We start from the raw sequence: 22,640 nt of genomic DNA, 5'->3' as shown, positions 1-22,640 counted from the left end.
AGTTTAACCGCCTTTCGGGGTCAGCGCTTCTTGGTACCGGAGACCACCGCGGACCCATGCTCGGCGGAATAAGCCACTTCGGCTTCAAGCCCGCAGCTTGCAAAGATGCCAGAAGCCGTCTCTGCCTGGCGTTCGCTCGTTTCCACCAGAACAGTTCCGCCCGGTGCCAACCACTCTGGTGCGCCCGCCGCAACCCGGCGCATGACCGCCAAACCGTCAGCACCGCCGTCGAGCGCCCACTCCGCTTCGTGCAGACGGGCCTCGGATGGCAGCAGGGCGATCTCCTGTGTGGGCACATACGGCACGTTGGCAGCCAGGACGTCAACACGGCCCCGCAGCCTCACCGGCAATGCATTGAAAAGGTCGCCCTCGTGAACCTGTCCGACCGGCAGGTTCTTACGCGCGCAGGCAACCGCCGCCGGGTCGACATCAGCGGCGTGCAGCTCGGGGGGTGCCAGTTGCACTCCCAGCGCCGCCGCCACCGCCCCAGAGCCGCAGCACAGATCGATGACGACTTCGGTGTTGGCCGGAGCCAGGGCAACCGCCCTCTGGACCAAGAACTCCGTCCTCCGTCGAGGCACAAAGACTCCGGGAGCCACAGCAATACGCAAGCCGCAGAACTCAGCAAAACCGAGGACCTGCTCCAGCGGCATACCGGCAGCCCGCTGTTCCACTTTGGCAGCCAGTACTCCCGGCGGCCCGCCTTCAGCCAGCAGCAGGTCCGCCTCTTCCTCAGCAAATACGCAGCCCGCCTGACGCAGCCGGGAAACAATTCCATCCCGGGGCGCGGATGACTGGGAAACCTGCATGAGTTCCTTTCGAGCGGTGCCCCCAGACTACCCACCAGTGGCCGTTCTGCGCCGCACTCCGTGTGATCTTCACTGCACTTTAGAGGCGATTCTGTGCATCTGAAGGGTCGATTCCGCGGCCGTTCGAGGCCCGCAGTGTGGCATTCACCACGGGCGCTCAATACGATTTCATCCCGGGGCAAATTGCTGGTAATGTATTTCTCCGTTGCCCCCCTAGCTCAGTGGTAGAGCGCGTTCTTGGTAAGAACGAGGTCACCGGATCGATTCCGGTGGGGGGCTCTGAATGGCAAAGCCCGCGTCTGTGTCGCGAGACGCAGCGCGGGCGTTCCCATTCGTGGCGGTGTAGCTCAGCTGGTTAGAGCGCACGACTCATAATCGTGAGGTCCCCGGATCGAGTCCGGGCACCGCTACAGATCCTTGAAGGGTCCGGTCGGAACTACGGTTGCGGACGGGCCCTTCAGCTTGTTTCGGGAGTCTGCCGGTCGGCGCCTCTGCCTTGACTAGAGTGGACGCCATGCCCGCCCTCTATCTTGCCCACGGCATCGTCTGGACCGCTGCGGGGCCTCAGCTGCGCCTGGTCTCCCCGGATGGCGCGCCGGAGGACGTCCCGGTCAGAGCCGGGACCCGGCTGGGCTTTCGCGTGCTGGATGCCCAGGTGTTCTGCCTGGGCAGCCACCGCGTGTATTCCGCAGAGAAGCGGACGCATGTTCCGTGCCGTTTGCAGGCGCCGGCGGAGCGCGGCTACCAATGCGTGAACTGCTTCCTCAATGACGACTTGCGCTTCCTGCATGACAGCCACCGCAGCGGCCGGGCGCCTGAGGGGCTGCTGCTGTACCTCGCGCAGCCACACTGGCTCTACGTGGCGACCTTCGCCAACGGTGCCAGCAAGGTAGGAACGGCAGCCAACCTACGGAAGTCATTGCGGCTGGCCGAGCAAGGCGCCGTGGTCGCCCGTTACGTTGCCAAGACGCATGACGGGCGGGTGGTCCGGGTGCTGGAGGACATGGTTTCGGGAGCTACCCAGCTGACCCAAGCTGTGCGCAGCGCTGCCAAGTATGCCGGGCTCCTGACCCCGCTGCCTTCGGATGACCTGGAGCGCATCAACGAAAGCCACGCTGCTACTGTCCGCAATTTGCTGCCTGCCGCTCAACTGGAGGGTTTCGACGTCGTCGACGAACAGTGGCAGCTACCGGAACTAGCGGCGCCGGTGTTGGTCGACGGCATCTGGCGGAGCTACCCGAGCAGCTTTGATTCAGGAGACCACGGGCTCACCGTGCGGGGCATGCTCGGCAGCGTCGCGGCGGCGCAGCTGACAGAGGGCGGACCGCGCTTTTTGGCGGACCTCGGGCGACTGAAGGGCCGCCGCATCGCACTGGGGGACTTCGTCTCGGAGCTGCCGGCCATGCAGGAACAGCTGTTCTAGCGAACGATCACGACTCCGGCCGAAGCACAGCAAATTGCCCCGCGGTTCGGCTGGTAGCGGTGCGGCCGGTAATCTTGAAGTATGAATCCTTGGGACCTCGGCTCGCCGCTGTACCGCAAGCTGGTGATCTCTGCCATGGGGCTGATCGGCGTCGGGATCCTGCTGTCCGTCATAGGCGCCTCGGCCAGCATGCAATGGCTCATCTGGGCCGCTATTGCGGTCATTGCCACCGGACTGCTGACCCATCTGGCAGGGCTACTGGTACGATTCCGCGACGCCCGGGCGCGCCAAGCGGCCGCGAATCCACGCAGCACGCCGCCGGCCAAGCGACGTTAGTCCATTCCCGCTCACTCCACCTGAAGGAGATCCATGTCCGAGCAAGCCGGGGTCAACCCCGACCTCGCTGGCCGCGTGTATCCGGCCGGAGCTGCCTACACCGTGGGCCGCGAGAAAATCAGGGAGTTCGCCTCGGCGGTGAAAGCTACGCACCCCGCGCACTTCGACGTTGAAGCCGCGCGCGCACTCGGCTACGCCGATGTGGTGGCACCGCCCACCTTCGCCATCATCGTGGCCCAACGCGCAGATGCCCAGCTGATCGAGGACCCGGACTCCGGCATCGATTTCTCCCGCGTCGTCCACGCCGACCAGCGGTTTGTGCACCACCGGCCCATCGTTGCCGGCGACGAGCTCGTGGCTGAGCTCCACGTGGACCAAGTCCGTGCCATGGGCGGCGGGGCCATGATTACCACCCGCGCCGAGATCAGCACTGTAGCTGGCGAGAAAACGGCCACCACCACGTCGTCGATCCTGGTGAGAGGGGAAGGCCAGTGAGCGTCGAACTGAACGAACTGACCGTTGGACAGGACATCGGCTCACGAGCCATTGAGGTCTCCCGCGCCGACTTGGTCAGGTACGCCGGAGCCTCGGGTGACTTCAATCCGATCCACTGGAACGGACGCTTCGCCGAGCAGGTGGGACTCCCGGGCGTCATCGCTCATGGCATGTTCACGATGGGTGCCGCCGTGCAGTTGGTAACCGACTGGATCGGCAACCCGGCCGCCGTCGTTGACTACCAGACACGGTTCACCAAGCCAGTCCTCGTGGAGGATGTCGACGGCCCCGGCGCGAGCATCGAAGTCAGCGGTGCCATCGGCGCCATCGACGAAGACAACGGGACTGCGCGAGTCGACCTGACGGTGACCGCTGCGGGTGTGAAGGTGTTGGTCAAAGCCCAGGCGGTCGTCAAGGTTTGGTGAATCTCGCTGTGAACCCCGCAGTGCGCCCGGCAGCGGAGGGGCTGGCGCCGTGACGGGAACGATTCTTGCGCCGCTGACAACGGCCGGTGTGGGCGGCGTGGCCCGGCGCTACGTTGAGGCTGGCTCCGAGTCCGCGATTATTGATGCTGTCAGGGCTGCCGACAATTCCGGCGACGACCTGCTGATCGTCGGGGGCGGGTCCAACCTGGTGATTTGCGACGACGGCTACCCCGGTACCGTCGTGCGTGTCGCCAGCAGCGGCTACACCGTCGATGAACAAAACGGCGTCGTGGCCCTCACGGTTCAAGCAGGCCATCCTTGGGACGACCTCGTCGCTGTGACTGTCGACAACGGTTGGGCCGGGCTGGAAGCGCTCTCCGGTATCCCCGGGCTCACGGGTGCCACACCCGTGCAGAACGTCGGCGCTTACGGCTCCGACGTCTCGCAGACCATCTCTCGGGTCCGGACCTGGGACCGGAACACTGGTTCGATTCGGGAATTCGAGAACAGCGACCTCGAGTTTGGTTACCGGGATTCGGTCCTGAAACGGAGCACCGTCAACGGTTCGCCGCGCTTCGTGGTGTTGGCAGTAGAGTTCCAGCTGACGACTGGGCGGCAGAGCCTTCCGATCCGTTACGCCGAGTTGGCGCGCGTGCTCCTTGTCGAGGTCGGGGGAACGGCCAAGGCCTCAGACGTTCGGCGTGAAGTGCTCCGGCTCCGAGCGTCCAAGGGCATGGTCCACGACCCCGCGGACCGAGATACGTACAGCACCGGATCTTTCTTCACCAATCCCATCGTCGATGCCGCAACCGCGGAAGAACTTCCCGCGAACGCGCCCCGGTGGCCGGCCGGCGACAAGATCAAGCTGAGCGCTGCCTGGCTCATCGACCATGCCGGCTTCGCCAAAGGCTTCGGTCTAGAGGGCACAGCAAACGGTGATCTCAAGGGGCTCGAACTAGCCGGTGGCCGCGCGTCGCTGTCGACCAAACACACGCTGGCAATCACCAACCGTGGAGAAGCCAGCGCAGAAGACATGCTGGCGATCGCCCGCGCGGTACGGGATGGAGTTGAACGGACCTTTGGTATTCGGCTTCAGCCCGAGCCCCTTCTGATCGGTTGCAGCCTCTAAGCGCAGCTATTGCCTAGGGGAGGTCTTCGCGCGTGATCAGGGCATCAGCCGGCTGGAGCGGAGCTTCCGGTGCCTTGCGGACGGCTAGTTCCTCATGCCTGACCAGGAACCGGACGATGCTGGGCCGCAGTTCACGGAGATTGACGAGGCCGCTGCTGCATAACCAGGAGACCAAGCGGTAGCTGTGATTCACCTGAACCAACCGGTCAGTACCATGATCGAACAGCCACTCTGGCGACAAGAAATCGTGCATCGGCGGCAGCAGAAAGTCTGCGGGCAGGAGCCTCGCGAACGCGTCCTGTGGCTCGAAGCACTGTTCAACCTGCAGGATCAACCACCACTCCTCGGATAGGTAGGCCGGCCCGCAGGTGTCTAGGCACCTTCGTAGATGCGACTCAAGTCTGAGGGACCGATCTTCCCGGATTGGACGGGATTGACGCTGCTGTGCGAAGAAATCGCGGAGCACATCGTCGACGGTCGGCTTTGGCTGGTTGTTCCTGCTCACTGTCGGTCTCTTTCCTGCATAAATTTGAATCCGTCTCTTAGAAAGGCGGAGGGGTCTCGTCGCCTGGTGGTGCGTCCTGTCCCTCTCCGCTTGAAGGCTCGGCCCTAGCTGGGGGCTCGGCGTCGTCTTTTGGTGTGGGGTAGGTGAGGGCCCAGCCTTCGTCCGGGGTGGTGGTGTGGGTGTGTCCGGAGCGGGTGGTGAAGTGCAGGGTGCCGTCGGTGTCTTGGGTGAGGGTGCCGCCGCCGTGGTGTTTGGTTTTGTGGCCGGGTTTGCAGCGGGCGTTGAGGTTTTCGGGGACTGTTTTGCCGCCGTCTTCCCAGGCGATGGTGTGGTCGATCTCGCATTGGTCGGCGGGGACGGTGCAGCCGAATTCTCGGCAGTGCCGGTCGCGGAGCCGGACGAGGCGTTTGAGCCAATCGGGCGGGGTGCGCAGGTCTTTGGCCGCGGCGATGGCGTGGCCGTAGTCGTCGGTGAGTACGATCAGCCATGTTTTGGCCAGCGCGGTGAGGTTGCGGGTCATCTCCGGCGGGATGGGTCCGTAGCCGGTGAGTTCGCCGGGGTCTTCGGCCAGCCGGAGCAGGGTGGGCAGCGGGGCGGTGACGGCGACGGAGGCGGTGGTGTTCGCGCCGGCGCAGGTGCAGGAGCCCTGGCCGGGCGATCCGGACGCTGCCGGGCCGGTTGCGGCTGGTTCTGTGGCCGGTGCTGCGGTGGCGGGTTGGTAGGCGTGGTCGGGGTAGCGCAGGAGCATGTCGGTGAAGACGTCGGCGCGGAGTTGGCCGAGGGTGCGGGTCTCCCCGGCGGTTTGCAGTTTCCTGGCATGGGCCTGCATCAGGTTGTAAGCGAGCAGGGCTTTGTCCGCGGAGGTGCGGATGTAGAGTTCGGCCATGCCGTCGTCCTGCGGCAGGTATTGGACGGTGCGCCGTTCCATTGCGGCCCGGTGCCGGGTCTCGAGGGGTTCGGGGTGCAGCCGGTCGCGGGCGGAGCGGGCGCGGGCGTGGACGGATTCGAGGGTGATGGCCCCGGCACCGGGCAGCACCGCGTTCTCGAACTCGGCCAGGGTATCCGGGGGCAGGTCGGCGCCTTTGCGGGCGATCGCGGCGGCGCGGGGCAGGTCGATCGCGCCGTCGTCGAGGGCGGCGAGGGTGGCGGGCAGGTGGGTGCCGATCTGGTGCGCGTCGGCCAGTTCCGCGGCGGCCTGTTTGCCGGGCACGGCGAGGATGGGGGCGAGTTCCTGGGCGGCGTGCCGGCTGATCCCGTCCGGCGCGCCGGCATCGGTGCCGGTGGCGGGCCGGAGCACGGCCATCCGGTGGATGGCGCGGGTGCGGCGGGACTGGGTCCAGGCCTCGTGCTTGCGCACCGCCTTGAGGTATTCGAGCACGGACCAGTCATCCAGGCTGCCGGGGTCGGTGCCGGCGAGCAGCCCGGCCAGTTCCGCCGGTTCCAGCTCCCGCCAATCCTCCTCCCACAACTCCCGCGCCGCCGGCGTCTTACCTTCAGCAACATTCTCCTGATCTATAGCATCGGCTCCAGCATCAAGTGCTGAAGGCGTTTCCTTTGCGCCGGTGGTGACGTCGGCAGCGGCAAGCACGTCAGGCGTGCCGTCAGAGGCGGTAAGCCCGTCGGCAGCGGCAAGCACGTCAGGCGTGCCGTCAGAGGCGGTAAGCCCGTCGGGAGCGGCAAGCCCATCGGTGGCGGTAAACCCGTTAGTGGCGTCGGATTCGGTTAGCCGGTCATCGGCGCTTTCGCTGGAAGCGCCGATGGACGCTTCGCGAGAGGAGCCTGCGCCGGGTTCTGGAAAAGGAGTTATTGCGGAGTCCGGGGACGAGACGTCACCGGAGCCGGAGATGTCCTCCGGCTCCTGTGCCTCGTCCAACGGTTCCGCTGCCATACTTCAACGCTATGCAGTGCAAGCTCGGGGTAGAACGAGTGTTCGACCTATGTGCATAAAAGCCGGCGGCCACGTACCTGTGGAGGACAAGCCGACGCTGTGGAGGACTAATCACCCCCTGTGTAGGACAAGACCCGCCTGTGTAGGTCGAGTCCACAGCGAGTCGTCGCGGGTTCTGGCCGGCGACCCCAGCAAAGGTGTTCTGGCTGGCACCCCAGCAAAGGTGTTCTGGCTGGCAACCCCAGCAAGGTGATCTGGCCGGGAACCCCAGCAAGGTGATCTGGCTAACAACTTCAACAAGCGGGGGCTGCACACAGCAAGACCCGGCTGCCTGGCCGCCAGAGGGGCGGCCAAGGCAACCGGGCCTCGGATCTGCCAGAGAATGTGCAGTCTAAAGGGCCGCCTCACCACGTTCGCCGGTGCGCACCCGCACAGCTTCTTGGACATCTACCAGCCAGACCTTGCCGTCGCCGGCATGGCCGGTATTGGCCGTGGCGACGAGGACATCAACGATGTCGTCTGCCTGTTCGTCGGAAACCAGGACTTCGATACGGATCTTGGGCAGCAGGTCCACAGTGTATTCCGCGCCGCGGTAAACCTCGGTGTGGCCGCGCTGCCGGCCGTATCCGCTTGCCTGGCTGATGGTCAGCCCCTGGACGCCATAGCTTTCCAGACTGTTGCGGATGGCGTCGAGCTTTTGCGGCCGGATGATCGCGGTGACCAGTTTCATGCGTTGACCTCTTCCTTGATGGCGGATCCGATGCCCGCGTTATGGGCGCTGCGGTCGGTAGCCGGGTGCGGGATGAATGTGCCGCCGGTGCCCAGACCGCCGAACTCGTAGGCGGATTCCGCGTGCTGGGTCAGGTCCACGCCGGTGACCTCTTGCTCTTCCGTCACCCGGAAGCCGATGGTCTTGTGGATCGCCAGACCGATCAAAACGGTGAGCACCGCGCAGAACACCACGGATACCGCCGCCGCCACGGTCTGTGCCCACAGCTGGGCGACACCGCCGCCGTAGAAGAGTCCGCCGCCCACACCCTCAACCGGCAAGGCGATGAAGCCAAGCGCCAGTGTGCCGACCAGGCCCGCCACCAGGTGAACGCCCACCACATCCAGCGAGTCGTCGTAGCCGAACCGGTACTTCAGCCCGACTGCCAGCGCGGCCAGCACGCCCGCTACCAGGCCCAGACCGATGGCGCCCAGCGGGGAAACGTTGGCGCAGGCAGGTGTGATGGCCACCAAACCTGCAACTACGCCGGATGCTGCGCCCAGGGAAGTGGGGCGGCCGTCGCGAACACGCTCGATCACCAGCCAGCCCAGCATCGCGGCGGCCGGAGTGGCCATCGTGTTGACCCAGATCAGGCCGGCTTCCTCGGTCGTTGCAGCCGCACCGCCGTTGAAGCCGAACCAGCCGAACCACAGCAGGGCGGCGCCAAGCATCACCAGCGGAATATTGTGCGGGCGCTGGGCCGGGTCCTTGCCGAAGCCCTTGCGCTTGCCCAAGATCAGGGCAAGGATCAGGCCGGCCACGCCCGCGTTGATGTGCACCACGGTGCCGCCGGCGAAGTCGATCGCCTCTCCGGCCCAGGCCCCGATAACCCCGTCAGCGCCCAGCAGTCCCCCGCCCCAGACCATGAAGGCCAGCGGGCAGTAAACCAGCGTGACCCAGATCGGTACGAAGACCACCCACGCGCCGAACTTTGCCCGGTCGGCGATGGCCCCGGAGATGAGCGCCACGGTGATGATCGCGAACGTCGCGCCGTAGCCTGCACCAATCAAGTCTTCGCTGTTGAGCAGCGACTCGAGGCCGAAGGCCGCGAACGGATTGCCGAAAAGTTGGGCCACTCCCTCGCCGCTGCTCATGGAGTAACCCCACAGCACCCAGACCACCGCCACCAGCGCAATGGCGGAAAAGCTCATCATCATCATGTTCAGGGCGGATTTGGCCCGCGTCATGCCGCCATAGAAGAACGCCAATCCCGGCGTCATGAGCAGCACCAAGGCTGCCGAAATCATTACCCAGACGTGACCTGCTGACAGATCCATCTTCACGTCCTCTCGTCCTTCGGCAGGTAGCTTCCCGCCGCTGCCTCAAGCCTGCCGACGGCGTGTTTCGGCGAGCAGGAAGCTTCATTGCGGCCGCGTTACAAGAGTCCCGCCCAGGTAAAACCGGCTTGTCGGGCATGTTTCGGCAGTGTTACGGGGCAGGCAGCGCACGACGGCGGTGCTCGCCCTCCGAGGCAGTGTGTTACCTCCGGGCGCGGCGCCAGCAGCGCACGATGGCGGTGCCCGCCCCTCCGGGCGGCGCGGCCTGCTGTCCCAGCAACCCCACAAGGACTCCGATCACGCCGGGCTAGGCTTAATGACATGCCAGTTTCCCGCCGCATGGAGCGCCGTATTCGCCTGCCCGGCCTGCAACGTCAGGACAAGGAGGCGCAGACACCGCTGCCGCGCGACATCAAGGTCTTGGTTGCGGCGGCTTTCGTGATCGCGCTCGGTTACGGTTTAGTGGCGCCGGTGCTGCCGCAGTTCGCCGCAAGTTTCGACGTCGGTGTGGCGGCCTCCAGCGTGATCGTGAGTGTGTTTGCCCTCGCCCGGCTGGTGTTCGCGCCGGCCGGTGGCGCGCTGGTTGGCCGCTGGGGCGAACGCCGGGTCTACCTCACCGGGTTGCTGATTGTGGCCGCTTCAACCGGCGCCTGTGCGTTGGCGCAGGACTATTGGCAGCTGTTGATCTTCCGTGGTCTGGGCGGCCTGGGCTCCACCATGTTCACGGTGTCAGCCATGGCGCTGATCCTGCGGCTGGCCCCGCCGAACGGCCGCGGCCGGGTCTCCAGTCTCTACGCGGGCACCTTCCTGATGGGCGGCATCCTGGGGCCGGTGGTCGGTGGCCTGCTGGCCGGATTCGGGCTCCGGATGCCCTTCGTGGTCTATGCCCTGGCCCTGCTCGTGGCGGCCGCCGTCGTCGCCGCCTTGCTGAAGAAACCGGCGCCCAAGACCGCCGACGACGCACCGGTGCCGGCGGCGATGGATCTACGCGAGGCGCTGTCGGATCCGGGCTATCGCGCCGCCGTCGTCTCTGCATTCGCCAATGGCTGGGCCACCTTCGGGGTGCGGATGGCGCTGATTCCGCTCTTTGCCGCCGCCGTGCTGGGTGCGGGCGCGGCGACCGCCGGCCTGGCGTTGGCCGTCTTCGCGGTCGGCAACGCGCTGGCGCTGACCTTTTCCGGCCGACTGGCGGACACCGCCGGCCGCCGTCCGCTGGTGGTCGCCGGGCTCACCCTCGCCGGACTTGCCATCGCAGCCATCGGCTTCACCGATTCCGTGCCGGTATTCGTAGCGGCCTCGGTTATTGCCGGCTTCGGGTCCGGGCTGCTGGGCCCGGCACAGCAGGCTGCCGTCGGGGACGTCATCGGCAGTGACCGCAGCGGCGGCAAGGTGCTGGCCGTCTTCCAGATGGGCACCGACGCAGGTGCCATCGTCGGCCCGGTCCTTGCCGGCATGCTGGCCGACCGGCTCAACTACGCCTGGGCCTTCGGGGCCACCGGTGCGGTCATGCTGGCCGCCGCGCTGCTCTGGCTGGTGTTCGGCCGCGAAACGCTGACGAAGCCGGTCAAGGAACCCGCGGCGGACTGACCCGCGCAGCACCGTAGCCAAGGACCATGTCCACCGCTATTCTCTGAGCCATGACGGTTGGGGGACGTATTTTCGCGGTGCTGGCCGTGCCGTTCTGGGCCGTGCTGCCCGGCTTCGGGCTGATCGATTTGTCGACCATGTTCGTGGAGGATTCCTACTTCGCCGAGGTTGCGGCGCTCGAGACCAGCTGGGGTGTCCTCACAGTGTTCGCGGTGGCCTTGCCATTCGGCTGGGCGGCGTTCCGGCCGCAGGACATCCGGCCGGTCCTCGCCCTGCTCTGGCTGACGACGGCGGCGCTTCTCTTTGCTGCCTTGTTCGGCTTGAGCTTCGGGCCGGTGGTGATGGCGGCGGTGCTCGGCATCATGTCCGTGGGCCTGTGGTGGTCCGCCCGGCGCGCCGGCAAGCGGTTCGAGAAGCCCTGGCCATCACTGGACTGGCCGTTGCTGGTGCTCGCCGTGCTGGCGTTGCCGTTCTGGGTGGCCTATGCCTGGTACGCCCTCGCTGTTTCCCGCACCACCGGATCGGCGCCGGAGCACTGGACCATGGGCATTGATCACTGGCCGGTCCAGGGCGCCCTCGGCCTGACACTGGCCGCGGCGAGTTTGCTGCATGCCCTCTGGCCCGAGGCACGTCAGCTGCTGCGCACCGCGCTGAGCTTCAGCTATGTTTCGCTCGGCATCAGTTGGCTGCTCGGTCCGGAGACCGACGGCAGCGTGGACGTACAGTGGTTGGCGATCGCCGCGTTGTTCTGGGGTCTGCTGGTTGCCCTGCGCGCTCCGGTCCTGCCGTCCGAACCCGGCGCGCAGTCACCGAAGCGTCGGCTCAATCTGCGCTCGACCGCGGCTTAAACAGGAATCCCTCCTGCCGGATGTCCGGTAGGAGGGATCGCCGTCGTGCAGCGTGCTGTGCCTTAAAGCGTGCCGTCCCCTTGATAGGCACGCGGCTTATTAGTTCAGCAGCGCGTCCACGAAGTCTTCGGCTTCGAACGGGGCCAGGTCGTCGGCGCCTTCACCCAGGCCCACCAGCTTCACCGGCACGCCCAGGCTGCGCTGGATGGCGACGACGATGCCGCCCTTGGCGGTGCCGTCGAGCTTGGTCAGCACGATGCCGGTGATGTTCACGACCTCGGCGAAGACCTTGGCCTGGTTCAGCCCGTTCTGGCCGGTGGTAGCGTCCAGCACCAGCAAGACTTCGTCGACCGTCGCCTGCTTTTCGATCACGCGCTTGACCTTGCCGAGCTCGTCCATCAGACCGACCTTGTTCTGCAGGCGGCCGGCGGTGTCCACCATGACCACATCGACTTCCTGCTCGATGCCGGCCTTGACCGCTTCAAAGGCGACGGAGGCTGGGTCCGCGCCATCGACGTCGGACTTCACCGTGGGAACGCCCACGCGCGAGCCCCAGGTGGCCAACTGCTCGGCCGCGGCCGCACGGAAGGTGTCCGCGGCGCCCAGGATCACGTCCTTGTCCTCGGCCACCAGCACGCGGGCCAGCTTGCCCACGGTGGTGGTCTTGCCGACGCCGTTGACGCCCACCACCATCATCACGGCGGGGCGGTCGGCGTGGCGCATCACGGCCAGCGATCGGTCCATCGACGGATCCACCAGCTTGACCAGCTCCTCGCGCAGCATGGCCTTGACCTGCTCCGGATTCCGGCTGCCCTCCACCTTCACCCGCTCCTTGAGCGCATCCACCAACTCCAGCGTCGGCTCCGTGCCGAGATCGGCCAGCAGCAGGGTCTCTTCGATTTCGTCCCAGACGTCGTCGTCGATTTTGTCGCTCGCGAGCAGGGCCAGCAGTCCCTTGCCCAGCGCGTTGTTGGACTTGACCAGCCGGGCGCGCAACCTGGCCAGACGGCCCTGCACCGGCGCCGGCGTCTCCACCGGAATGGTCTCCAGCGCTGCGGCATCCTCCGGAATCTCGACGCCGGCCGGCAGCGGTTCTTCTTCGGTCGGCACCCCGATCGGTGGCGCGGTGGCTGTCGGTCCGCGGGGCGCTTCCAGCGTGTCGGTACCGCCCCCGGCCGGCGGTGTGGCCGGGTCGTTGGCGTCCCGGGTGGTGGTGTAGGTGCCCGGCGGAGTCCTGCGCCCGCGCAGCAACAGCGTTGCCACCAGGCCGATGACGGCGATGGCGATGACTACGTAAATAATGATCAGGGTTGCGTCCACGGGGTCTAGCCTACCGGCCGCCACTACCCGCCGTGCCGCTGCACCGGAGGCCGTTTGCCCTCGGCGGTACACTGCGGGCATGTCCACCAACTGCGGTGAGGAACGCGGCCCGAAGACCGCACCGTCCGGTCCCAAGTCCGCGCCGGCCGGTCCCAAGTCCGCACCGGCCGATCACGAGCGCGGCGCATCGCCTCTGCCGCCGGGCGCCGAGCCTGATCTCAAAGGCCCGGCCGCCGACATGCTGCTGCATGCGGTCCGCGGACATTTTCGTCAACTTGCCGAACTGGCCGAACCCGCCCGGCGTAACGCCCCCGACGCCGTGCACCAGATGCGCACCGCGACCCGCCGGATGCGCTCGGTTTTGCAGGCCTACCGCAAACTGCTGGACCCGCCGCCGGACCGGCTGCAGGCCGAGCTGAAGTGGCTCGCCGGCGAGCTGGCTTTCGCCAGGGATGCCGAGGTGCAGACCGAACGCCTGGGGCGGTTGCTGGCTGTTGCCTTGGAGGACCAGCCCCACACAGAGGCCCAGGGCCTGCTGCCGGGCGCTCCCGGCACTGCACCTGCCGTCCGCCGCCTGAGCACCGAGTTGGTGGAATGGCTGGACGCCGGACACCGGCAGGTGGTGCTGGCCCTCGACGGCGAGCGCTACCGGCGGCTGGTGGCCGACGTCGAGGACTGGCTGGACCACCCGCAGCTGGCACCACTGGCCGCAGAACCCGCCCGGGAGGCGGTGCCCCGGCTGATTGGCCGGCAGTTCAAGCGTTTGCGGGCAGCAGCCAACTCCGCCCTCGCCGCCCCGGAGTGCACGGAACAGGCCGAGGAAGCGCTGCATGGGGCTCGGAAACGGGCCAAGCGGCTGCGCTATGCCGCCGAAGCGGCCGCCGTGCTCTCCCCCGTCGACGCCGTTGCTTTGGCCGAGGCCGCGCACGAAGTCCAGAGCGTGTTGGGTGAACACCAGGATGCCGTGGTGGCACGGCAACTGCTGCGCCGGGTGGCGGCCAAGGCCGCCTACGACGGGGTAGATACCTTCCTTTACGGCCGGCTTGATGCCCTCGAACAAGCCGCTGCCCAGGAGGCAGTGTCACGCTTCCGCATGCTGTGGCCTCGCTTTCCCTCGGCCAAACCGAAGAGCTGGGGCAAACCGTGGAAGCCGGCCTAACGGCCGGGGCGGATGCGGGCGGCGGCAACTACGGCCCGCGGCCTAGGAATCCCCGCACCAAGCGCTCCCACGACAGGCGTCCCGGGCCCGACCGACGTACCGGCGGGCGGCGCGGCGACTGTACGATCAACGCATGAAGCCGTTCCTGCTGCTGGCCACGCGTGCCGACGACACCGCAGCCGATGAGGAATACGCGGCCTTCGTCCGGTTTGCCGGTCTGGAGCCGGACCATCTGCGCCGGATTCGGCTGGAAGCCGGGCCGATGCCGGCCATCGATCTGGACGACTACAGCGGCATCATCCTGGGCGGCAGCCCGTTCACATCCAGCGATGATGACGCGACCAAGTCGCCCGCCCAGCTGCGGGTGGAAGCCGAGCTGGAGCAACTGCTGGACACCGTCGTCGCCCGCGATTTTCCGTTCCTCGGAGCCTGCTACGGCGTGGGCACGCTGGGCCGGCACGGCGGTGGAGTGGTGGACCGGCAATACGGCGAGCCGATTGGCGCAGCCCAGATTGTGCTGACCGACGACGGCGCCGCCGATCCCCTGCTCACCGGTCTGCCGCGGGAATTCAGCGCGTTCGTGGGCCACAAGGAAGCCTGTTCCATGTTGCCCGCGGGCGCCGTCCACCTGGCCGAATCCGAGCATTGCCCGTATCAAATGTTCCGGCTCCAGGACAACCTCTATGCCACCCAGTTCCACGCAGAACTGGATACCGAAGGCCTGCTGACCCGGATCTGGATCTACCGGGACGCCGGCTACTTTCCGCCGGGTGAAGCGGAGACCGTGATGAAGCAGGTGCGCAACAAAACGGTGTCGGTCCCGCAGCGAATACTGCGCAACTTCGTCGCCCGCTACGCCACCACCTGATGCCACCATCTGATTACCTAACCGACCAGCACCACACCGAAGCGAGGAATTGACGTGAGTTTAAAAGAGCAACTGCAGGCCGACGTCGTCGTCCATATGAAGGCCGGGAACAAGACGGCGCTGACCACCGTCCGCAACGTGCTGGGCGAGATCGCCACCAAGGAAAAGTCGGGCAAGACCCCGGTGGAGCTGGACGATGCCCAGACCACCGCCCTGCTGCAGAAGGAAGCGGCCAAACGCCGCGATACGGCGCGTATCTACACCGAGGCCGGCGAAGCGGAGCGGGCCGCTGCGGAGAGTGCGGAAGCGGAAATCATCGAGGCCTACCTGCCCAAGCCGTTGAGCGAATCCGAGGTGGCGGAGATCGTGGACAGCACCATCGCCGGCCTCAAGGCCGACGGCGTGGAACTGTCCATGCGGCAGATGGGAGCGGTGATGAAGCCAGTCACCGAGAAGGTTGCCGGCCGCTACGACGGCAAGGCGGTCAGCGAGATGGTCCGCGCGCGGCTGGCCCAGCAGTAACCCGCCGCAAGGTAAAGCGCCGCCCCCCTCAAAGCCGCCTTTGCCCCTTAGGCGGGATGAGCGGCGGTTAGGCGGGGTGAGCGGCGTCAGGCGGGATGGCCGGCGTCGAGATCCTTGACGTCGCTGAAGGACAGAAGGTCGGTGATGTCGCCCCCGCGCGTCTGAAGCGGGGACAACAGGAAACCGGTGTGATCACCCATATCGACCTTTTTCACGACACGCCCGACCATAACGCGCGCTGCGTCCGCCAACAGCGGAACGTCCTCCGGGCCTGGCTCCCAGTCGCAGCGGGTGAACTTGTCCACCTCGTCACCGGTGGTTTCACCGAAGAGTTCTGCGAGCGCCCGCTGGCTCCGCGCCAGCACATGCACCGCAAGGACACCGGCATCCAACGCCACGGGATGGGTGTGGTTCTGCTTCGAGATGCAGACCAGGAACAGAGCAGGCTTCAGGCTGCACTGGGTGGCGAAGCCGACCAGGCAGCCGGAACGCTCGCCGCCGCCGCCCACCGCGGTGACCACGTACATCGGATAATCAAAGCCCTTCGCGAAGTCGCTCATGGGCTGCTCTGACGGTGCCTGTTTCTGCGCCATGTCCCCATCATGCCGTACATCACAGCGGCCCGGCCTGACCCTCTCGACGGCGGCGGCTGTCTCGTCCGCACCCGCCCCTCCGGCCCGGTTGGTGCCTTGACGGTCCATCTGGGGCGTGGTTGGGTCGAAATATCCCACCCGACCAACCGATCCTCCATAGCCGTGCGCCTTGCACTGGTTGATGAGGGTCACCACCAACAACGGGAGGCATTAATTTGAAGAACGTATTTGTTCTGGGACTGACAGATTTCCAGGCAGGTGAACTGCAAACTGTCCGCGGAGCCGAAAACTACACTTTCCACAGCCTGCTGGACTACGACCGATTGGTCGGCGCGCAGGACATCGATTTCCACGGCTTGCTGGAGGCCGCGCGGCAGCAGTTGCGGGACTTCGACGGCAGTGTGGACGCGATCGTCTCCCACTGGGACTTCCCCACCAGCGTCATCGGCCCCATCCTCGCCAAGGAATACGGCATCGCCGCGCCGACGCTGGAGAGCGTGCTCAAGTGCGAGCACAAGTATTGGAGCCGGCTGGAGCAGCAGGCATCCATCCCTGAAGTGGTTCCGCAGTTTGCCTCCTTTGATCCTTTCGACGACGACGCCTTGCAGCAGATCGACATTCCGTTCCCCTTCTGGGTTAAGCCGGTGAAGGCGCACTCGTCCAACCTCGGCTTCGAGATCCGCAGCGCAGAAGACTTCGCCGACGCCATCGGGCAGATCCGGGCGGAGATCGAGCAGGTCGGCGATGCCTTCAACGAGGTCCTGAAGATGGTGGACCTGGCGCCCGAATTGCAGAACGCCGGCGGCAACACATGCCTGGCCGAACAGTTTGTTTCCGGAACCCAGGCGGCCCCGGAAGGAACCATGTTCCGCGGCTCGTACAACGCCCACGGGGTCTTTGACATGCACAAGGACGCCGCCGGCACGAGCTTCGAACGGCTGGACTACCCGGCGAACAGCGTCCCGGAGACGGTTCAGCAGCGCATGATCGAGCTGGCCGAGCGGTATCTGCGGCATGTTGGTTTCGACAACGGCTGCTTCAACGCCGAATTCATGTGGGACCAAGCCGAGGACCAGCTCTGGCTGATCGAGGTGAACACCCGCATTTCCCAGTCGCACAGCGATCTCTTCGCCAAGGTGGACGGGGTATCCAACCACGAGGTGGCCATCGACATTGCGCAGGGCGTCGAACCGTCCATGCCGCACCGCAAGGGTGAATTCGCGGTCGCCTCCCAGTGCATGGTCTTCCACGACGAAGACGCGATCGTCACTAGCGTCCCGGGCGAGCTGGACATAGCCCGGCTGGCCAAGCAGATCCCGCACGCCAATTTCACCCTGCAGGTGCAGGTGGGCGATCGGTTGTCCGAACTGCCCAACCAGGACAGCTACCGCTACGTCGTCGGCATCCTATATTTGGGCGCCGATGACCGGGACCAACTGGTGGAGCGCTACAACGCAGCTGTCGACCTGCTGCCGTTCAAGTTCGAGCCCGTCCCCGCGGCCTAGCCCGCTGCCTAGCCCCGCCGCCCGTGCCAAGCCGCCTGTGCCGGGCCGCAGCCACGCGGCCCGGCACACGCGCTGCACCCGGTGCAGACAATTTCCGGTGCAGACACACCCGGGGCAAACAACTTCCGGTGCACACCGCCGCCGAAAGGAGCACTGAGCACTGCATGAAAACCATCGAGAACCTTCCGCATAAAGTCCGTGCCATCGAAAACGTCTTCATTCCCATGCGCGACGGCGCCCGGCTGGCGGCGCGAATCTGGATGCCGGAGGGTGCCGAGCAGCTTCCGGTGCCGGCCATCCTGGAATACATCCCGTACCGCAAGCGGGACAACTCCCGCGGCCGCGACCAGCTGAACCATCCCTACATGGCCGGCCACGGCTACGTGAGCGTCCGGGTGGACATGCGCGGCAGCGGCGATTCCGACGGCGTGATGACGGATGAATACCGGCCGCAGGAACATGAGGACGCCGAAGACGTGATTGCCTGGCTGGCCGACCAGCCGTGGTGCGACGGCAAGGTGGGGATGATGGGCATCTCCTGGGGCGGATTCAACAGCCTGCAGATGGCCGCCCGCCAGCCTCCGGCCCTGAAGGCGATCATCAGCGCCTCGGCCACCGACGACCTCTATGTGGACAACATGCACTACATGGGCGGCTGCCTGTTGGCGGACAACCTCTCCGAGGCCACCGTTATGTTCGCGTTCAACAGCCTGCCGCCGGACCCGGAAATCGTCGGCGAGAGATGGCGCGAGATGTGGCACGAGCGGCTCTCCGGCAGCGGCCTCTGGCTGGAGACCTGGCTGGAGAACCAGACCCGCGGCGACTATTGGAAGCCGGCGTCGGTCTGCGAGGACTACTCGCAGGTGAAGATCCCGGTCATGGCGGTGGGCGGCTGGGCGGACGGCTACACGAACGCCATTTTCCGCCTGATGGAGAATCTGGACGTGCCGCGCCAGGGATTGATCGGCCCCTGGGGGCATAAGTACCCGCATTTGGGCGTGCCCGGCCCGGCCATCGGCTTCCTGCAGGAAGCGGTGCGCTGGTGGGACCACTGGCTGAAGGACAAGGACACCGGCATGATGGAAGAGCCGATGGTCCGGGCCTGGATGCAGGACGCGGTCTCCCCCGAACCGTCCTATCAGGACCGTCCCGGCCACTGGGTTGCCGAACCGTCCTGGCCGTCGCCGAACATCGAGAACCAACGCTGGCAGCTGGGCCGTTACGGCTTGTTCCCGGAAGGCTCGCCGGTAGAGCCGGGCGGCGGCGTCGACCTGCTTTCGCCGCTGAGCGTTGGCATGTTCGCCGGCAAGTGGGCGTCCTACGCGGCGCTGCCCGATCTGCCCTCTGACCAGCGCGAAGAGGACGGCGGCTCGCTGGTCTACGAGACGGAACCGCTGGAGGGCGATCTTGAAGTCTTCGGCCGGCCGGTTGCCGCGTTTGAGGTCGCCTCGGACAAGCCCGTGGCCCAGTTGGTGGTGCGGCTCTCCGACGTGGCGCCGAACGGGGAGGCGACACGGGTCACCTACGGCCTGCTCAATCTGACGCACCGCGACGGCAGCGAGCAACCGCAGCCGCTTGAACCCGGCGAGCGCTACCGGATCGAGATCCCGCTCAATGGCCTGGCGCAGTCGTTCCCGGCCGGCCACCGGCTGCGGCTGTCGGTCTCGACGTCGTACTGGCCGCTGGTGTGGCCGGCCCCGGAACCGGCCACGGTCACTATCTTCTCCGGCGGCACCTTGGACATCCCGGTGCGCAAGCCCCGTGCCGACGACGGCGAACTGCGTCCCTTCGCGGAACCGGAAGCGGCCCCCGAGCTGGCGACCACGCTGCTGAACCCGGGCAACCACCACTGGCGGACCATTCGCGATCTGGAGACAGGCACGTCAACGGTGGAAATCATCAATGACCAGGGCAGTTTCCGGATCGACGAAACCGGCACGGACATCCGGCGGGTGAGCAACGAGTGGTACAGCTCCCGCGGGAACGACGTGAATTCGGTCCGCGGCGAAACCCAGACCATCCGCCGCTACGAACGCGGCGACTGGCGGATCGAGGTGCAGACCAGGACGGTGCTGACCTCCACCCCGACGGATTTTGTGGTGAACGCGCAGCTGGATGCGTACGAGCTGGACGAGGACAACGGCAATCCGCGCGTCTACTCGCAGAACTGGCAGCGCAGCATCCCCCGGCAGCTGGTCTGACCCGCCGCGTTAGCTGATCAGGATCTGCGTCGAGGACTCCTTGAGCTTCGCGTTGGCCCAGTGCATCTGGCGCACCGTCTCGGGGTGGCACTTCTGCGCCACCGCCAGCAGATCAGGGTGCTTGATGCCCTGGGCCGCCTGGGCCAGCATCTCCCAGTCGGCGGAGACCCCGGAGGCTTTTAGGTAGACCTCCCGCAGGTCGCGCAGCAACAGCAAGGCGACGTCGCCGCGGCGTCCCAGCAGTTCGCTGCCCTTTTCCCGCATCCGTTCGGCCCAGGCGCCCTCGTCCTTGGGGTCCGGGTCCAGGTCCAGCCCGTACTGCCGGCCGATGTCGGCGATCTCCCGCACGTGCTGCTGGGACCAGCGGGCCAGGTCGCGGCCGAGGTGGTAGACCTCATGGTCCACCTTGTGCCGTTCGGAGACCTGCAGGAGCTCGTGCGCCAGATCGTTTTCGGACCGGTGCAGCTCTTCCAGTACCAGGCCGATTTTCATGACAGTCCTCCCGCTGGGGTCGTTTGCAACTGTTCGTCGACGCCCGCGCTGGGGCCTCCGGCGCTTTGCCGGCCGATCGGCCGCACCGGCGCGGAGGCGGTGTTGGTGGGCGCAGGCGCCGGCCCTTCGCCGGAACCGATTTTCTCCAGCCGGGCCGCGGCGGTCTTGTAGATGGGCTGTTTGGACGCGGCGTCCCAGTCGGTGATGGTCAGTTCGTTGGCCGCACGGCCGGCGCCGTCGGGCTCATGGCCGCCGTCCGTGTCCCAGTAGCCGTAGTGGAAGGGCAGGAAGAGCACGCCGTCCCTGATGCCGCTGATCCGCACCTGGGCCTGCACGGAGCCCCGCGGCGTCGTCACTTCGGCGAGGTCTCCTTCGGCGATGCCGTAGGCTGCCGCGTCGGCCGGAGACATTTCCACCCAGACCTCGGGGGCCGCCGCCTGCAGTTGCGGAGCCCGGCCGGTCTTGGTGCGGGTATGGAAGTGGTAGAGCGTGCGTCCGGTGATCAGCTGCAGCGGGAAGTCTTGGCTGGGCAGCTCGTGCGGCGGCAGATAGTCGGCGGCTTTGAGCAGCGCCTTGCCGTCCGGGTTCAGCGCCTTGTACTCGTCCGGCTCCAGCGGGGCGCCGGTGAGCAGGTCCCGGCCGTAGCTTTCGCAGTAGTCCGGCGCGCTCCAGAACTTACCGTCGGCATAGATCCGCTCGGTGCCGTCCGGGTTCTCCTCGTTGCACGGCCACTGGATACCCGAAGCGCCGCGCAGCTTCTGGTAGGTCATGCCGGTGTAGTCGCACGGCCGGCCGCGCGTACACTCCTTCCACGCTTCGAAGGCCGATTCCGGGTCGTGCCACTTCACCAGCGGCCCGCCGTCCTTGTCGCGCAGATCCAGCCGCCGGGCGTAGTCCAGAAAGATGTTCAGGTCGGCTTTGGCCTCCCCCGGCGGATCCACTGCCTTCTCCGAGAGGTGGACTGTCCGGTCAACGTTGGTAAAGGTGCCCGTCTTCTCGCCCCACGTCGCAGCAGGGAGCACGACGTCGGCCAACTGCGCGGTTTCGGAGAGGAAAATGTCCTGCACCACCAGGAACAACCGTTCCTGGTCCAGGATCGAGCGGATGCGCCGCAGTTCGGGCAGCGACACGGCCGGATTGGTGCCGCTGACCCAGAGCATCCGGATGGACCCGTCCTCCACGTACCGCATCATCTGCATCACGTGCGTGGGCGGCGACATGTGCGGGATCGCCATCGGGTCCACGTTCCACACCCGGGCCAGGTCCTTGACGTGGGCGTCATTGGACCAGTTGCGGAAGGCCGGGAAGTCGCCGTCGGCGCCGCATTCGCGGGTGTTCTGCGCGGTGGGCTGGCCGTTCATCTGCAGGATGCCGCAGCCGGGCTTGCCCAGCATCCCGCGGAGGATGTTGATGTTGTTGACCTGAACGGCCGCGGCGGTGGCCTGGTTGGACTGGTAGAAGCCTTGGAGCACCGTGGAAAACAGCCGCTCGGCCTCGCCGATGATCCGGGCGGCTTCGCGGATCTTCTCCGCCGGCACGTCGCAGATGTCCGCGGCCAGCTCCGGCGGGTAGTCCTTCACCCGCTGCTCCAGCTCCTCGTAGCCCACCGCATGGGCCTTGACGTACTCGTGGTCTACCCAATCGTTGGCGATGATCTCGTGCAGCAGGCCGTTCATCAGCGCCACGTTGGTGCCCGGCCGCGGCGCCAGATGGACGGTCGCGGCCTGCGCCACCGGCGTCGAGCGCGGATCGATGCAGACGATTTTCGGCGGGTTGGGTCCGGCCAGCCGGTCCAGCACCCGGGACCAGAGCACCACCTGGGTCTCCGCCATGTTGTGCCCGTAGAGGGCGATGACGTCCGCGTGGTCGATATCGGTGTAGGAACCGGGCTGGCCGTCGCAGCCAAACGACGCCTTCAGGGCCGCCGCGGCCGTTGCTGTACACAGGCGGGTGTTGCCGTCCACATGGCTGGTCCCCAGCCCGCCGTGGGCCACCAGGCCCAGCGTGTAGTACTCCTCGGCAAACAGCTGGCCCGTGGTGTAGAAGCCGATCGCGCTGGCGCCCTGTTCCTCCAGCAGTTCCTTGGTCCGGCCCACCACCCGGTCCATCGCGGTGTCCCAGTCGGTTTCGACCAGCTGGCCGTTTTCCCGGATGAGCGGTTTGGTCAACCGGTCCGGTGACCCGTTCGCCTGCCAGCCGTAAAGGTCCTTGGGCCCCAGCCGCCCGTGGTTGACCCGGTCCGTGGCCCGTCCGCGCACGCCGGCCATCCGGCCATCCTTGACCGCAATGTCCAGCGCGTCTCCGTTCGAGTGCAGGATGGAGGCGGTCTGCACCCACCGGTCCACGTCCTCGGGCTGTAGCCCGTCCTGCAGGTACATGTCCACCCGCACCGGCCAGTCCTGCCCCGCGGCATACGGGGTCCGTGTCCCCCATGGTTCGGCGATCCGGTCGATGCGGCTCATGATGCCTCCGATTGCTCCGCGTTGTCA

Annotated in this window: 21 protein-coding genes and 2 tRNA genes; 14 read left to right on the top strand and 9 right to left on the bottom strand. The window is 66.5% G+C overall.

Annotated features, from left to right (window positions below; translation table 11 throughout):
• Positions 1-20 precede the first annotated feature (20 nt).
• Complete coding sequence (locus AC5RW2_RS29365) at positions 21-809, bottom strand: putative protein N(5)-glutamine methyltransferase (RefSeq protein ID WP_493962309.1); 789 nt, start codon at positions 807-809, stop codon at positions 21-23.
• Between the two features lie 207 nt (positions 810-1,016).
• On the opposite strand from AC5RW2_RS29365, the gene AC5RW2_RS29360 reads away from it, so the two are divergent.
• From AC5RW2_RS29360 to AC5RW2_RS29330, 7 genes are all read left to right on the top strand, one after another.
• Positions 1,017-1,088: transfer RNA gene (locus tag AC5RW2_RS29360), tRNA-Thr, on the top strand.
• A 57-nt stretch (positions 1,089-1,145) separates the two neighbouring features.
• Positions 1,146-1,219 (top strand) — tRNA-Met (locus AC5RW2_RS29355).
• 104 nt (positions 1,220-1,323) lie between these two features.
• Positions 1,324-2,232 carry a DUF2797 domain-containing protein gene (locus tag AC5RW2_RS29350; RefSeq protein ID WP_493949418.1) on the top strand — a complete coding sequence of 303 codons (909 nt, stop codon included), beginning with the start codon at positions 1,324-1,326 and terminating at the stop codon, positions 2,230-2,232.
• 81 nt (positions 2,233-2,313) lie between these two features.
• Positions 2,314-2,568 carry a hypothetical protein gene (locus AC5RW2_RS29345; RefSeq protein WP_493962308.1) on the top strand — a complete coding sequence of 85 codons (255 nt, stop codon included), beginning with the start codon at positions 2,314-2,316 and terminating at the stop codon, positions 2,566-2,568.
• A 33-nt stretch (positions 2,569-2,601) separates the two neighbouring features.
• A complete protein-coding gene (locus AC5RW2_RS29340; protein WP_493949420.1) occupies positions 2,602-3,063 on the top strand; it encodes an FAS1-like dehydratase domain-containing protein in 462 nt (153 codons plus the stop codon).
• The gene (locus AC5RW2_RS29335; protein WP_493949421.1) at positions 3,060-3,488 is read left to right on the top strand and encodes a MaoC family dehydratase; all 429 of its coding nucleotides are present in this window, start codon (positions 3,060-3,062) and stop codon (positions 3,486-3,488) included. Before AC5RW2_RS29340 ends, AC5RW2_RS29335 begins: the two co-directional genes overlap by 4 nt.
• Before the next feature lie 49 nt (positions 3,489-3,537).
• A complete protein-coding gene (locus tag AC5RW2_RS29330; protein WP_493962307.1) occupies positions 3,538-4,617 on the top strand; it encodes a UDP-N-acetylmuramate dehydrogenase in 1,080 nt (359 codons plus the stop codon).
• 13 nt (positions 4,618-4,630) lie between these two features.
• On the opposite strand, the gene AC5RW2_RS29325 is transcribed toward AC5RW2_RS29330, so the two are convergent.
• The 4 genes from AC5RW2_RS29325 to AC5RW2_RS29310 all read right to left on the bottom strand — a co-directional run bounded on the left by AC5RW2_RS29325 (position 4,631) and on the right by AC5RW2_RS29310 (position 9,056).
• Positions 4,631-4,951: a hypothetical protein gene (locus tag AC5RW2_RS29325; protein ID WP_493949423.1), complete on the bottom strand. Its 321-nt coding sequence runs from the start codon at positions 4,949-4,951 to the stop codon at positions 4,631-4,633.
• A gap of 208 nt (positions 4,952-5,159) precedes the next feature.
• Entirely contained in the window at positions 5,160-7,010 is a 1,851-nt protein-coding gene (locus AC5RW2_RS29320; RefSeq protein ID WP_494074810.1) for an HNH endonuclease signature motif containing protein, read from the bottom strand.
• 391 nt (positions 7,011-7,401) lie between these two features.
• Entirely contained in the window at positions 7,402-7,740 is a 339-nt protein-coding gene (locus AC5RW2_RS29315; protein WP_414961419.1) for a P-II family nitrogen regulator, read from the bottom strand.
• Positions 7,737-9,056 carry an ammonium transporter gene (locus tag AC5RW2_RS29310; RefSeq protein WP_493964238.1) on the bottom strand — a complete coding sequence of 440 codons (1,320 nt, stop codon included), beginning with the start codon at positions 9,054-9,056 and terminating at the stop codon, positions 7,737-7,739. The genes AC5RW2_RS29315 and AC5RW2_RS29310 overlap by 4 nt, the downstream gene beginning before the upstream one ends.
• A 339-nt stretch (positions 9,057-9,395) precedes the next feature.
• On the opposite strand from AC5RW2_RS29310, the gene AC5RW2_RS29305 reads away from it, so the two are divergent.
• Positions 9,396-10,643 carry an MFS transporter gene (locus AC5RW2_RS29305; RefSeq protein WP_493964337.1) on the top strand — a complete coding sequence of 416 codons (1,248 nt, stop codon included), beginning with the start codon at positions 9,396-9,398 and terminating at the stop codon, positions 10,641-10,643.
• A gap of 50 nt (positions 10,644-10,693) precedes the next feature.
• A complete protein-coding gene (locus tag AC5RW2_RS29300) occupies positions 10,694-11,491 on the top strand; it encodes a hypothetical protein (protein ID WP_493964239.1) in 798 nt (265 codons plus the stop codon).
• Between the two features lie 99 nt (positions 11,492-11,590).
• On the opposite strand, the gene ftsY is transcribed toward AC5RW2_RS29300, so the two are convergent.
• Positions 11,591-12,811 (bottom strand): signal recognition particle-docking protein FtsY, encoded by a 1,221-nt coding sequence (ftsY, locus tag AC5RW2_RS29295; RefSeq protein WP_493950017.1) that lies wholly within the window; start codon positions 12,809-12,811, stop codon positions 11,591-11,593.
• A gap of 79 nt (positions 12,812-12,890) precedes the next feature.
• On the opposite strand from ftsY, the gene AC5RW2_RS29290 reads away from it, so the two are divergent.
• The 3 genes from AC5RW2_RS29290 to AC5RW2_RS29280 all read left to right on the top strand — a co-directional run bounded on the left by AC5RW2_RS29290 (position 12,891) and on the right by AC5RW2_RS29280 (position 15,360).
• On the top strand, positions 12,891-13,970 hold the full coding sequence (locus AC5RW2_RS29290) for a CHAD domain-containing protein (protein ID WP_493964240.1): 1,080 nt from the start codon (positions 12,891-12,893) through the stop codon (positions 13,968-13,970).
• Between the two features lie 133 nt (positions 13,971-14,103).
• Complete coding sequence (locus tag AC5RW2_RS29285) at positions 14,104-14,838, top strand: glutamine amidotransferase (RefSeq protein WP_493964241.1); 735 nt, start codon at positions 14,104-14,106, stop codon at positions 14,836-14,838.
• 54 nt (positions 14,839-14,892) lie between these two features.
• Positions 14,893-15,360, top strand: coding sequence for a GatB/YqeY domain-containing protein (locus AC5RW2_RS29280; RefSeq protein ID WP_493964242.1), 468 nt, complete (start codon positions 14,893-14,895; stop codon positions 15,358-15,360).
• Positions 15,361-15,446: 86 nt separating this feature from the next.
• Here AC5RW2_RS29280 and AC5RW2_RS29275 read toward each other — a convergent pair whose 3' ends face one another.
• On the bottom strand, positions 15,447-16,145 hold the full coding sequence (locus AC5RW2_RS29275) for a flavin reductase family protein (protein ID WP_493964243.1): 699 nt from the start codon (positions 16,143-16,145) through the stop codon (positions 15,447-15,449).
• A gap of 23 nt (positions 16,146-16,168) precedes the next feature.
• Here AC5RW2_RS29275 and AC5RW2_RS29270 point away from each other — a divergent pair, with 23 nt between their 5' ends.
• The gene (locus AC5RW2_RS29270) at positions 16,169-17,458 is read left to right on the top strand and encodes an ATP-grasp domain-containing protein (protein ID WP_493964244.1); all 1,290 of its coding nucleotides are present in this window, start codon (positions 16,169-16,171) and stop codon (positions 17,456-17,458) included.
• 164 nt (positions 17,459-17,622) lie between these two features.
• Complete coding sequence (locus AC5RW2_RS29265; protein WP_493964245.1) at positions 17,623-19,659, top strand: CocE/NonD family hydrolase; 2,037 nt, start codon at positions 17,623-17,625, stop codon at positions 19,657-19,659.
• Between the two features lie 9 nt (positions 19,660-19,668).
• On the opposite strand, the gene AC5RW2_RS29260 is transcribed toward AC5RW2_RS29265, so the two are convergent.
• Both AC5RW2_RS29260 and AC5RW2_RS29255 read right to left on the bottom strand, forming a co-directional pair.
• Positions 19,669-20,151, bottom strand: coding sequence for a hypothetical protein (locus AC5RW2_RS29260; protein ID WP_493964246.1), 483 nt, complete (start codon positions 20,149-20,151; stop codon positions 19,669-19,671).
• Positions 20,148-22,613: a molybdopterin oxidoreductase family protein gene (locus tag AC5RW2_RS29255; protein ID WP_493964247.1), complete on the bottom strand. Its 2,466-nt coding sequence runs from the start codon at positions 22,611-22,613 to the stop codon at positions 20,148-20,150. Before AC5RW2_RS29255 ends, AC5RW2_RS29260 begins: the two co-directional genes overlap by 4 nt.
• Positions 22,614-22,640 lie beyond the last annotated feature (27 nt).

It is taken from the genome of Arthrobacter sp. B0316-1-20, from assembly GCF_059091865.1.
This window is presented reverse-complemented; position numbering and strand designations above follow the sequence as displayed.

Coding starts and splice junctions, on each gene's coding strand:
- AC5RW2_RS29365 (WP_493962309.1), bottom strand. CDS start 809: ATGCAGGTTTCCCAGTCATCCGCGCCCCGGGATGGAATTGTTTCCCGG.
- AC5RW2_RS29350 (WP_493949418.1), top strand. CDS start 1,324: ATGCCCGCCCTCTATCTTGCCCACGGCATCGTCTGGACCGCTGCGGGG.
- AC5RW2_RS29345 (WP_493962308.1), top strand. CDS start 2,314: ATGAATCCTTGGGACCTCGGCTCGCCGCTGTACCGCAAGCTGGTGATC.
- AC5RW2_RS29340 (WP_493949420.1), top strand. CDS start 2,602: ATGTCCGAGCAAGCCGGGGTCAACCCCGACCTCGCTGGCCGCGTGTAT.
- AC5RW2_RS29320 (WP_494074810.1), bottom strand. CDS start 7,010: ATGGCAGCGGAACCGTTGGACGAGGCACAGGAGCCGGAGGACATCTCC.
- AC5RW2_RS29315 (WP_414961419.1), bottom strand. CDS start 7,740: ATGAAACTGGTCACCGCGATCATCCGGCCGCAAAAGCTCGACGCCATC.
- AC5RW2_RS29310 (WP_493964238.1), bottom strand. CDS start 9,056: ATGGATCTGTCAGCAGGTCACGTCTGGGTAATGATTTCGGCAGCCTTG.
- AC5RW2_RS29305 (WP_493964337.1), top strand. CDS start 9,396: ATGGAGCGCCGTATTCGCCTGCCCGGCCTGCAACGTCAGGACAAGGAG.
- AC5RW2_RS29300 (WP_493964239.1), top strand. CDS start 10,694: ATGACGGTTGGGGGACGTATTTTCGCGGTGCTGGCCGTGCCGTTCTGG.
- AC5RW2_RS29290 (WP_493964240.1), top strand. CDS start 12,891: ATGTCCACCAACTGCGGTGAGGAACGCGGCCCGAAGACCGCACCGTCC.
- AC5RW2_RS29285 (WP_493964241.1), top strand. CDS start 14,104: ATGAAGCCGTTCCTGCTGCTGGCCACGCGTGCCGACGACACCGCAGCC.
- AC5RW2_RS29265 (WP_493964245.1), top strand. CDS start 17,623: ATGAAAACCATCGAGAACCTTCCGCATAAAGTCCGTGCCATCGAAAAC.
- AC5RW2_RS29260 (WP_493964246.1), bottom strand. CDS start 20,151: ATGAAAATCGGCCTGGTACTGGAAGAGCTGCACCGGTCCGAAAACGAT.
- AC5RW2_RS29255 (WP_493964247.1), bottom strand. CDS start 22,613: ATGAGCCGCATCGACCGGATCGCCGAACCATGGGGGACACGGACCCCG.